Origin of the sequence: Trichocoleus sp. FACHB-46 (assembly GCF_014695385.1) — a bacterium.
Classification (GTDB): domain Bacteria; phylum Cyanobacteriota; class Cyanobacteriia; order FACHB-46; family FACHB-46; genus Trichocoleus.
In genome coordinates this window covers 107,741-119,292 of record NZ_JACJOD010000013.1, presented here as the reverse complement: position 1 = coordinate 119,292, position 11,552 = coordinate 107,741, and the positions used below count along the sequence as shown (strand labels likewise).

Here is an 11,552-nt window from a genome sequence, read left to right as displayed (position 1 = left end):
TCAGCCAACTCTAGCTCTATCCTGCGGCTAGCTTTTTAACTTTGTTGGTCAGCTTACGCCAGAAATTAGACTTTTGAGGAGTAGGTGCAGGTTGCTCTGGCTTTGGCTCATGCAAATAGCGGTAATGCTCCCAAATTTCCCAATAAGGACAACCGGGTTGGATGCGAATTCCTGCCCAGTGTAAGTATTGCAGGGGTCGATTTACTTTTGAGTCGATCAGGCGATGGTCTTGAACAATGAAGTGAGGGCTACCTGCCCAGTTACCAGGGCCTTTCGGCTCTTGCTGGACAATATTGAGGCGACGCTGCACTCGCTTCAAAATCATGTAGTTAATAATGGGCTGATCGGAAGTCTTCTGAGAAAAGTCAAAATATTCCGGATGAGCAGCACACTCTGCAAAGTTGTTGTATAGATCTTCCTCGGAAAAGAAGCCCTTTTTAGCGCCCCAAAAGCCTCCGTTAAACATGCCTTTTAGGTCTGTTTCACTAAAGACTTGGTCTTCAATCACTTTTTGAGAAAATACATTTTTGATTCCACCCGCATGCTGATAATCACAACAGATGAAATCATAATTAGCTAAATAATTCAGGTTGTCACTGATTTTCTCAAAAACAACAATATCGGTATCGATATACAGAAATTCCTCAAAAGGTCCAAACCAGCAAGCCTGTTTGCGAAATTGATTGGGTCTAGCAAAAAACTTTTCCCCAAAGGTTTGTTGGAGTTTGCTAGATAAGCGATCGATGAATTGCAAATCCTCGTAGAGCGTGACGCCATAATCGCTGTTCAGCTTTGCTGCCACTGCCTGATATTGATCGTCGTAGGGGATCATGACGATCGGTATCTCTGGATCATGCAGTCGGATGCTATTGAGCAAGGCGATCGCCTGACTCGTAACCTTGTCGTTCGCAACGATGTAAATGCCACGCTTCATCACTTTTTCCTCAACGAGCTAGTCCAAGTTTCTTCATGACCCGCTTTGTCAAACTCGGCGGCGCGTTGTAAAGCTTTGGTTTGCCTCTAAATTGAGGTTGATTTTCTGGTTCCTGCAAATATCGATAATGCAAGAAAATATCACGATAGGGAAAGTCTATATTTTCTCCATTACAAACTCGGTCGAAAAACTTAGAAGACAAGCCAATGTAATGTAGATAAGTTAGCTGGGCATTCTTGTCATACAAAACATGATTCTGGTCGACAAAGTGGCTAGAGGTGATTGCGTTGCCAGAAATCTGGTCTTTTGGTAAATTCAATGCCAAGTTGTGAATAGGAATCTGCGATCGCATCACCAGATAATTCAATACAGATTGGTTAGGAGCAGACATATAGAGAATTTCTGATTCGCCCGCTTGCAATTGAGACACTAACCAAGCTCGTTGATCTTGATCTAATAATCCTCGCTTGGATGCATACATTCCAGCACAGAAAATTTCGGAGCGAATTCTGGATTCTGGAAAAACTTCGTTGAGTTTAGGCGATCGCAAATTATAAATATGATCAGGGCTCTTATACTGAAAATCGTAAACTACAAAATCATGAGTATCTAAAGCCCCAAAAACGTTTTGCAAGGAATTCATCACTAGCACATCAGCATCTAAGTAGATGAATCTGTCAAAAGGCGCTTCTGGATCAAAAGCACAATATCGTCGATTCATTCCCAGACGGTATACCCCTGAAATGCCCTGCTTTTGCCAAGTTTGAAGTGCAGTTGGATGAGCTGACCAAATATTTCTTGAAAAGTCTTCCCAACGAGAAAACAGATGAGGATCCTCTAGAAGCGTGACATTCTTTCTAGAGGCGATTTCTGCCCGCACTCGCTCAACTCGCTCATCATAAGCAATGATACAAACTGGTATCTCACTACCAACATTAGCTTCAATGCTATTTAAAAGAGCAACTAACTGGTTATACACCACGTCGTTAGCAAGGGTATAGATACCATCTACCATTGAACTCTCCACTCACGCTGGCTTGATTGTAATGCAGGGGCACTCATGTATCTTCCGCGATTTACGGTGAAATCCGTTAATCTACAGATCAAAATTCTGGTTGCTAACGAGCACGAGTCCTCTAAACCCTACTAACAAGAGCCTGAAATTGCAAACTGTCTAAGATGAATCACCCGTATTTTCAAGGATTCTTCTCAAAAACTTTAAGCGACTTTATAGTTTCTTTGCAGTGTGTCCTTTAGGCTGTTGGTTGGGCTTTCAGCTTCTAACTCAGATGGATATGCCCCTATTAAAATCAAGGACAGAAGCACGGCTTTTAGCAGATCCGCCGCTCTAGTCGTTCTCAAATTCCATGTAAGTTAAGGAAAGGAAAGATTAATGGCATCTCCTACTTGCTCATTATCCATATTGGCTGCGCGGACTGATGTTCCCTTCATGATGCACACCATTCCTCATTTAGTCAGGACTTGCAACTTTCCTTTCACTCAGCGCCTACTCGCCATTGATACGGCTCCCCTCTCCGGTGATAAAGTGGGTCGCCCCGGAATTGGTAGCCAGGAGGAGGTCCGAGCCAATTGTGATCAATTACTCAAGTCAGGGGTAGTTGATACGGTATCCGATATTGATTACTCGGAAGCCTACCATAACCGAGTGTATGCCAAACATTTTGGCCGTCGCATCCGCCAAACCCATAACTATAAGGGATATCCCATTCTAGGTACCCTATTCAAGATTGAGGAAGCTAAAACTGACTACGTCCTCCATTTTGATAGTGACATGATGCTTTACCAAGCTCCGGGCTATAGCTGGATCGAGGAAGGCATGGAACTGATACAAAAACATCCTGAGATTATGGCCATTCGCCCGCTAGCAGGTCCACCGACAATGGATGGCAGCTTGTATCAGCAGGTGCCCTATGAGCGCGATCCCAATGGTTTTTATCGCTTCAAATTCTTCAGTAGCCGAGCTTACTTAATTAATGTCCAGCGTTTTGAGGAATTGCTACCATTACCTATTCTGTGGCGATCGTACAGAAATCAAGTTCTCAACCAGTTACCCAACACTGTTAAAACAACTCTCAATTATTTCACTGGCAAAAATGCTCTAGACTCCTGGGAAATTATGGTTTCCAAGAGAATTGAGAACGACAAATATGTGCGAGCTGTCATTGACTCTCCCAAGGCTTGGACTGTTCATCCGAAGGATCGGGGTCCAGAATTTATTGCAGCTCTACCTCAGCTAATTGAAAAGATTGAAGCAGGTTGGTACCCGCCAGAGCAAGCAGGGCACTACGACTTACAATTCAAGGCTTGGCTTTCATAGAAGAACTGTGTAGCTGTTACAGCAAAATTATTTCTATCTTTAGCAGGCATTCTGATTTTAAGGAAGCTACTATGCTCCTTTAAGGAGCCAACTCTAAATGGGAGGTTGAATTGTGCAACAAGGTATTTACGTAGTAGCAAACAATAATGTCTACGATCAGTTGGTTGCTTTGCTTAATAGTGTTGAAGCCAACTACAGTCGAGACATACCGATTTGTGTAATTCCTTATAACAACGATATCGACTTAATTAAAAAAGAGATTACCAAGAGAAAAAATGTCTCTTTATTTGAGAATCAAGCAATTATTGAGAAGTGGGAAAGATTTGTGACAAGAGTACAAGCCTTGTACTATGACTATCCCAGCGAGTTAGGAAGCAAGAAAAAGAAAGCTCAAAAAGTTCAACACAGTAGAAAATATTGTGCGTTTGATGGGGAGTTCGATAAATTTATTTTTATCGATTGCGATACGTTAGTTTTTCGTCCCCTCAATCACATCTTTCAAAAGCTGGATGACTACGATTTCATAGTGCATGATTTTCAAAGAAAGACTTCTAGCAACAAAAACACGATTGATAGTTTTATAGAAGTTTTCCAAGATTCATATGGATCGACAGATGTCCTCTCACGCTACTTTCACTGTAGTGGTTTCTGGGGGGCGAAGCGAGGTGCGATCACAGAGCTTGACCTAGAAGTGTTTCTTCAGGATTTGGCATCTGGTGAAATCAGAATTTTTGGAGACAAGCTGAGTGAGCAACGTCTGCTTAATTATATGACTTTAAAAAAGCTATTTAAGCCTTACAATTTAACGTTTGATGGTGATTCAGAATATTGCACAGGAGTATGTGTTACCTCCAAACATTTTGAGGAAAAGCAACATATTTTGTACGACAAAGGCAAAAGACTAACCTACTTGCATTATATGGGGGTTAGTAATGAGCTTTTTGGTCAACTCTGTGAATGGCAAAAAAGTAAAATTCCGTTCAAGAATGCACTCTTGCCGATTACAGACAAGCTGTTTGATCGCAAGATTAGCAGTATTCCATACAAGGATGTATTTGTACATTACAGATTTCTTTATGAGGCATGAGGAAGTGAAGCTAAAAAAGAACAGGTCATTGGCGTAAAAAACTACAATGACCTGCTCTCTCAAAAAGCTATTCTTATCGGCAAACAGGATGATTTAGTAATAGTGCACAGAAGCCTTTAGCTATTACAGGCTTACACCTTAGCTTCTTCTTCAAGAGACTCTAAGGTTTGCAGTAGTTTAACGGCTGAATAGTAAGCCTCTTCAGTCAGTTCACTCGCTTCTTCTGAGTTTTCTGCCATTCCATCAACAACCAGCTTTAGAGAACCAATCATGGAATTCAGGCGGCTGCGAATTTCGTAAGAGGTTTTAGAGACAGCAGTATGTTTGCTGAGTTTAAGCGCTTCTTGCGTGTCTTCCGAAAACTGCATCAAGCATAGGCGCGCATAATAGCCACCTTGCTTCAAAAGTTCCTCATGGGAGCCCAGCTCTACAACAGAGCCTTTGTCCATCACTGCAATTTGGTCAGCCTTCTGCACCGTAGAGAGACGATGAGCGATGACAATCGTGGTGCGATCGCGGCTTAATTCATCAATCGCCTGTTGCACCAGTCGTTCAGAGACTGTATCTAAAGCACTGGTAGCTTCGTCTAGTACCAAGATTTCTGGATTGCGTAGCAGAGCCCGAGCAATCGCGAGCCGTTGGCGCTGGCCTCCAGAGAGCAAAATGCCGCGATCGCCAAGAGGCGTATCAAAGCCTTGAGGTAGCTGCAAAATAAACTCGTGAGCATTAGATCGCTTGGCCGCCTCAATGACATCCTCGTCAGTGGCATCTGCTTTGCCGTAGGCAATATTGTTGCGAACTGAATCGTTAAATAAGAAGGTGTCTTGACTGACGATTCCCATTGACTGTCGGAGCGATCGGAGGTTGAACTCTCGCAAATCTTGGTCGTCTAGTGTAATGCGGCCTTCGGTGGGATCGTAGAACCGAGGTAGCAAATCGACAAGCGTTGACTTACCTGCACCTGAGGCTCCTACCAAGGCTAAGGTAGTTCCTCTGGGAACCCAGAGATCTACATTTTTGAGTACCAAGCTGCTGCGGCTTGGATAGCCAAATGATACATTCTCAAACCGAATCCCTTTCTCCAGTTTGCTGTAGAGTAACGAGCCATTCTTCATGAATGGTTTGTTGTCACGACGCAGAAAATCACTCACACTTTCAACACTCGCCGAAGCATTTGCAAATCCATTGCGAGCGCCGTTTAATTGACCAACAACGGGGAGTAATCGAAAGAGGATAAAGAGATAGGTCAGTAATACAGCGGAGACCGCTTCTAGCTGTTGAAAGAAGAAGGTTCGACCTAGAAATAGAATGGTTAAAACAGCGATGATGCCAGACATTTCATTGACGGGTGCGATCGCTGAGGAGTTAGCCTGAGATTGGAATTCGGCTTTCTCTCGGACTAAAATTAAGTCTTCTAATTGTTTGTATTCTTTTTCTTCATTACCAGCAGCTTTAATCAGTCGAATCCCTGTCAAGATATCTATGAGGCGACTCGTGTAAATACGGGCAATTTCAGTTAACGTACGACCAAACTCTTTAGATCGGCGAATCCAAAATTGATTAACTAAAATAACTAGTGAAAGCAGGAACGTAGAAGCTAGGGTCAGCTCCCAAGATATTGATAATAGAATACCAACAAATACTAAGATCGTAGTAGTTGTTGAAATAAGCTGAAAGATAATTTGAACTGAGCGAGCAGTTCGGCTAACCTCGTTACCAATTCGGTTAGTAATGTCCCCAACCTTAATTTGGCTATAGAAATCCAGATCGACTTCTAAGAGAATTCTTAGCCCTTCTTTCCTCAAATCATTAACTAACAATCTAGCTAAATGACCTGAGGATAGAGAATTGATGTATCCAATTACATTCTTGAGACCAATCGCAAATAGAATTGCTCCCAACATTAAAATCAGACGATATTGTTCAGGTGCACCACTGAACATGCCCATAATTTTTTGAATTACGGGTGGTCCGCCCTGCAGAACTACATCTTGACCTAGAAAACTCAAGACTACAGGCACAATTAGAGTCGTGCTAACACCATTAAACAGGGCTCCAGAAAAACCCAATACTATGGTGATGACATTCCAAAGTGGGTATCGGAGAGCGTACTTTATCAGTAGTTGATTGGGAGACATTCAGTGTTTCTTGTTTGTTTCCTGTTAAGGGTTTCTAACTAGTAGCAAATAAACTTAGTGTTTTTAATAACTAAAGTTACTATTATTGCATTAAACGTCGTTCTAAAGTTTTTTACAATATATTTTTATTATCGAAACCTCCCAGCTTTTGACCCTCATTGGTTTATGAGATTTAGTTTATTCCGCTATATGTTAGTCAATCTATTTCAGCGATTAGATACGTTCTAGGTACTGCTTTACGTAGTCTTTAAGGCTTTGTAAATATTAAGTAAAGTTAAATGAACACCAGCGGTTTGTCCTTGAACGGGGTAAATGCATTGGCATCAAAGCGGTAGAGACTGGCAGGGCGTCCTGCTCCCCGTGACACTTTGATGCCAGTGTCATGGAGAAAGCCAAGCTTGAGTAAACGAGAGCGAAAATTGGAGTAGTCTGAAAAATTTTCCCCTAGAACGGTTGTGTAGAGTTGATAGAGGTCGTTGAGTGTAAATACGTCTGGTAACACCTCGAAGGCTACTGGGCTGTATTCCAATTTGTTGCGCAGTCGTTGATATCCGTATTTCAGAATTTGGTTGTGATCGAAGGCTAGTTGGGGCGCTTGCTCGAGAGGGTACCAAGCGATGCCACTCACCCCATTGGCGATCAGTTCAGCGTCTTCAAACCGTACTAGGGCAAAGTAGCTGACGGAGAGATAACGCACTCCATAACTGTCAGGTGATTCTCTAGGATCGCGGCCTGGTTCTCCAAAGGTATAGAGCTGTTCTAGATAAAGGTTCTTGACCCGAATTTTTTCGGCCAGAATTCGATAGGCAGCGTCCTCTAAAGATTCTCCTTGCCGCACTAAGGTTCCTGGCAAGCACCATTGGCCAAGGAAAGGTTCTTCCTGGCGCATCACTAATAAAGCTAGGAGCCGATTCTGAGCTGTGTCCACTGAAAAAATGACGTTGTCTACTCCAACTTTGAAGTCCGCCAATGCTGGTTGGGTTACCGGATCTGCACTCTTTTTGGGGCGGTTTCCTGCCATGCGTACAATTGCTCTTGATGAATATAAGCTTCAACGGTTGGGGATAATGCTTCTGCGTGGCCTGCTTCCCGATAGGCGGTGGAAGAAATGGCAGGTCCAGTCAAATTAGCGATCGCAATTTTGGCACCAAGCTGCCTCAACTCCGCCAAATCATTATCCTTTAGAGGGTAACCTGGGCGAGGAATAACCAACAGCTTGACTTGTTGTAGTAGGTCTTCTACTCGGTACCAAGTGGGCAATTGGGCGACTAAATCCGCACCGATTGTAAAGGTGAGGTGGGCATCAGGCCATTGCTGCTGCGCCTGTTCAACGGTGATTAGGGCACGAGAACTGCTGAGTTCTGGATGCAAGCTGATATTGTGTCGTGGTGGTTCAATATCTTGAATCAAGAGCTGGAGCATAGCGCTTCGATGCTCTAGAGGCGTTTGATGAGATTTGAAAGGATTATTAGAAGCCCAAACGGCCACATAGTCGAACTGTTGAGATAACCAACCCAAGATGGCTTGATGTCCGGCGGTGGGTGGATCAGCACTGGTGCCAAAGAGCGCAATGTTCGGCATAGGTTAAGTTGCCAACGGGATAGGTGAGCTGTAAGAACAGGCAAGTTGATGGAGAGAATCTAATCGTTTCGTGACGGTCGGGCGTGGCGGGTTTGATTCGTTAGCTCTAGGAGAGAAGCGGAAATTTCTAGAGGTGGGGGTGATGGGCATTGGAGGCGACGTAACTCGGCGGGTAAACTCGCGACAGAGACGCTGGTGCGCTCTGCGATCGCCTCTAAGGTTTCGGTTGATTGCAAGCGCTCCCCTTGTTTAAAGACGGGTTGTAACAACGGTTGTTCATGATTAGGCATTTCTGTGATCAACCCTAAGCGATCGCTGTGGATTTGTCCGTGTTCAAAGCAGCGAAAAATTTGCTTGCGTCCAGGATAAGTTAACTTACCGCTAGCCTCTTTCATAACTGGCCGACCATCCAGTTCGACGAGCTTATAAACTCCGTTGACAGGCTCTCCGGTGACTAAGCGGGTACCTAAACCGTAGCCATCAATGCAAGCACCTGCGCCTCGTAATTCTGCAATTTTCCACTCATCTAGATCTCCACTGGCAAAAATGGGTACACCCGGAAGCCGCGATCGCACTTGTTGGGAAAGTATAGCCAAATCTCCAGAGTCAATCCGTACCCCTTCCAACGTCAGGGTGCCAGCTTCGACTTGCTGAGCAAGTTGATCGGCAGCGGCGATCGTGTTGTAAGTGTCAATCAACAAAGGAGCCCCCGGAAAGTAGCGGTGAAAGGCCGTAAACGCTTCCATTTCGCTTCCTTGGAGGGTTGCTAAAGCCATGACTAAGGAGTGAGCCATCGTCCCAGCGGGTTGACGACCGAGCTGGAGGGCCGCGAGCACATTAGAAGTAGCATCTAGCCCAGCACCTAAAGCGGCTCTTGCCGCCCAGAGTGCTGCCTGAGGGCTAAAAGCCCGACGAGTACCAAATTCTAATAGCACCGCTTGTGGACCCGCCGCATCTCGCATCCGGGCGGCGCGAGTGGCAATGAGTGTTTGGTAATTCAGCACATTTAAGAGATAGGTTTCCACAATTTGGGCTTGCCACAAGGGAGCTTCTACTCTTAAAAGCGGTTCATTGGCAAAGACAACGGTCCCTTCTGAGACAGCCCAGACATCTCCGGTAAAGCGGGCAGTTTCTAGCAAGGTCCAGAAGCGATCGGGAGCGTGGCTAAAAATCCCACTGGTTTGTAAGGCTGCAATTTGTGCTGGACTAAATTGGAGCTTTTCTAAGTACTCCAATGCTTGCGCCAAACCCATCGCCACCAAATAGCCAAAATTTTCTGGCAAGCGTCGCACAGTGAGCTCAAAACTAGCCCGACGTCGCTCAATGCTTTCTCCGACATAGCAAGCCGACATAGTGAGCTGGTAAAGATCGGTCAGCAAACTATAATCTTCTGGCTGTAGCGTTAGTTCTAAATGGGTCACATTTTCTCCTAGACCAACAAAATTCTCACGTTTGATTTTTGCGAAGGCAGCAACTCTACAACCAACCCTCTAGGTTGCCTCAACTCAGCAATTCAGCCATTTTTCTCAACACCTTTCCACAATGAGTTGCTAATTGGCGTGTCAGTTAGTGCATTCAAGGTGCTTCTAACACGACTATTCTTGTCGTCCCAGAGCCTTTGTTCTAATTATAGTCAAATTTACCAAAATTAGATAAAGCTTCTGCTAAGGTTTCACTGATTTTGTCAAAATTGCATGATAGGAGCAGTCTGCAAGCAGTGAGGTGAAGCTCCTGCCTACTAGCCAACAGGCTATCCGTACTAGGAATGCTCTAGAGATTTAACCCACCAATTTATAGTGATTTTTTGCAAAACTAGGTGCTTGACTTAGCTTAAAAACAATAAGAGTTTAGCTGCTGCGCTTAGCGCCCAGGTTTGACGAATTAGTAATTGTGTCTATGAAAAAGCTCAAAAATCTCAGGGCGATCGCTCTGGCTTGTACCCAAAGAAGTTCTCACTAGCTGTTTAAAGGTAAAGCAGTATCAAGAAGAGTAAATGATGCTCCAATTAAGCTAAAGAATTATACAAATTTCAACTCGTTCTGGAAGAGTTGAAGATAATAAAAGTATCAGGTTACACAGCTTAGTTTAGGTCGAGTCACTACTCACTAATCTTGAGAGAAACCTTATGAAATTACGTGCCGTCTTCAATGATTTGATTCAGTTTATTTTTGGTGCGGTGAATCGAATCTTTAGCCCTACTGACGATGAGTATCCTGCAACGGGTGTCCAGCCTTTTGAAGGAGATGTGAGATCCAGTCGGTCTCATGATTGGTAGTTAATCGGGCGCTTAGCGGTTCTGCACTATCTAAGGGGCTAAATGCAACCTTAGTTAGTGCAATCCTAAGTTGCTTGAGGACTGTTGTTAGTTATCCGAATTGGCTCGTGGTTTTACTCGTAAATATCTTTGACTCGGTGAAGTATTCCTTTATTTTTCGCCGAGTTTAATCATGAGTATCCAGATTTAATCTGCCAAACTTTTTGCTGTTTTGTTGCGATCGCTAACTTAGTTAATTAGCTTATCTAAAATAGTTAGTCCGCTAAGATTTCTTGAGTGCAGTTGCCGTTGGAATCCCACTGTAGTTCTGCTATTAGCAGAGCGCTGACCCCGATTACAACTCCAGTCAGCAAAAATTGCCAAGCTGCAAAGTAAGGCAGGATGAGGATGCCGAGCAAATGAATGAGCGCAACTAAAATGAAGGCTCGCGATCGCATCCGCCAACCTGTCCCCAAATAACCCACTGCGTTTAATCCCAGCCATAGGGGGCAAAGCTGCAACAACATATCGCCCCAACCCCAAAAAATGCTGAGGTCAGTAATCACTACACCACCGAGCATTAACCAAGCCCACCAGCGCAACACCCACTTGAAATGCTCAAATCGGCTCCAGGGTTCTGTTAATAGATGCATACCCAGAGTGCCGAATACCGTTAAGGCGGACCACCAAATAGCTTGCAAACTCCAACTGATAGGTAGAAATTGAGCTGTTGCAAAGATGGCGATCGAAATGACTCCCCAAAGCAGACACGCTTGATCGATGCGCGTATAAAAAGTGGAAATGATGGTTTTATCACCTACCTGCCAATGAATTCGCCATAAACCAGGCAAGTCCTCAATGGCAAATGCAGATTCTTTAGAGCGCAATAAAGGGATATCAAAATTAAAAAAATCTAGGTTAATTGGGCTAACTAAATTCATTGACTTCAATAAGGTGATTGATAAAAGGCGATTGAAAATAAAATGATGTCGTTCCTTGAGTCGGAACGCTACAATCATCTCTCCTCATGTATCGCCTTTAATCTATCGACAGAAGCGGTTTAACTGATCCGAGAGTCTGTCAACAGAAGTAGCTGAAGTCGTTAGCTTTTACTTTAGATTAATGACTGTAATCTCTAGATCTAGCTTGGCATAGAACTAAAGACTGATAGTTTATGCTGAATGAAAGATTAAAACTGTATCTGTTTTTACGCTTAAATC

Annotated in this window: 10 protein-coding genes; 3 read left to right on the top strand and 7 right to left on the bottom strand. The window is 43.9% G+C overall.

Features of this window, described 5'->3' with window-relative positions:
• Positions 1-16 precede the first annotated feature (16 nt).
• Positions 17-934, bottom strand: coding sequence for an Npun_R2821/Npun_R2822 family protein (locus tag H6F72_RS08150; RefSeq protein WP_190433566.1), 918 nt, complete (start codon positions 932-934; stop codon positions 17-19).
• Positions 935-944: 10 nt separating this feature from the next.
• Positions 945-1,949, bottom strand: a complete 1,005-nt coding sequence (locus tag H6F72_RS08145; protein WP_190433564.1) for an Npun_R2821/Npun_R2822 family protein — start codon at positions 1,947-1,949, stop codon at positions 945-947.
• Positions 1,950-2,327: 378 nt separating this feature from the next.
• Between H6F72_RS08145 and H6F72_RS08140 the strand changes: the two genes are divergently transcribed.
• Both H6F72_RS08140 and H6F72_RS08135 read left to right on the top strand, forming a co-directional pair.
• Positions 2,328-3,272 (top strand): hypothetical protein, encoded by a 945-nt coding sequence (locus tag H6F72_RS08140; RefSeq protein ID WP_190433562.1) that lies wholly within the window; start codon positions 2,328-2,330, stop codon positions 3,270-3,272.
• 112 nt (positions 3,273-3,384) lie between these two features.
• Entirely contained in the window at positions 3,385-4,359 is a 975-nt protein-coding gene (locus tag H6F72_RS08135; protein ID WP_190433561.1) for an Npun_R2821/Npun_R2822 family protein, read from the top strand.
• Between the two features lie 131 nt (positions 4,360-4,490).
• Here the strand turns inward: H6F72_RS08135 and H6F72_RS08130 are convergent, their stop codons facing one another.
• The 4 genes from H6F72_RS08130 to H6F72_RS08115 form a co-directional block, all read right to left on the bottom strand.
• Positions 4,491-6,497, bottom strand: a complete 2,007-nt coding sequence (locus H6F72_RS08130) for an ABC transporter ATP-binding protein (RefSeq protein WP_190433560.1) — start codon at positions 6,495-6,497, stop codon at positions 4,491-4,493.
• A 274-nt stretch (positions 6,498-6,771) separates the two neighbouring features.
• The gene (locus H6F72_RS08125; protein WP_190433559.1) at positions 6,772-7,518 is read right to left on the bottom strand and encodes an NUDIX domain-containing protein; all 747 of its coding nucleotides are present in this window, start codon (positions 7,516-7,518) and stop codon (positions 6,772-6,774) included.
• On the bottom strand, positions 7,479-8,078 hold the full coding sequence (locus tag H6F72_RS08120) for a nicotinate-nucleotide adenylyltransferase (RefSeq protein WP_190433558.1): 600 nt from the start codon (positions 8,076-8,078) through the stop codon (positions 7,479-7,481). Before H6F72_RS08120 ends, H6F72_RS08125 begins: the two co-directional genes overlap by 40 nt.
• Before the next feature lie 59 nt (positions 8,079-8,137).
• A complete protein-coding gene (locus H6F72_RS08115) occupies positions 8,138-9,499 on the bottom strand; it encodes a nicotinate phosphoribosyltransferase (RefSeq protein ID WP_348252023.1) in 1,362 nt (453 codons plus the stop codon).
• A gap of 704 nt (positions 9,500-10,203) precedes the next feature.
• Between H6F72_RS08115 and H6F72_RS08110 the strand changes: the two genes are divergently transcribed.
• Positions 10,204-10,353, top strand: a complete 150-nt coding sequence (locus tag H6F72_RS08110) for a hypothetical protein (protein WP_190433557.1) — start codon at positions 10,204-10,206, stop codon at positions 10,351-10,353.
• 254 nt (positions 10,354-10,607) lie between these two features.
• Here the strand turns inward: H6F72_RS08110 and H6F72_RS08105 are convergent, their stop codons facing one another.
• Positions 10,608-11,273 (bottom strand): hypothetical protein, encoded by a 666-nt coding sequence (locus H6F72_RS08105; protein WP_190433556.1) that lies wholly within the window; start codon positions 11,271-11,273, stop codon positions 10,608-10,610.
• Positions 11,274-11,552: the final 279 nt, after the last annotated feature.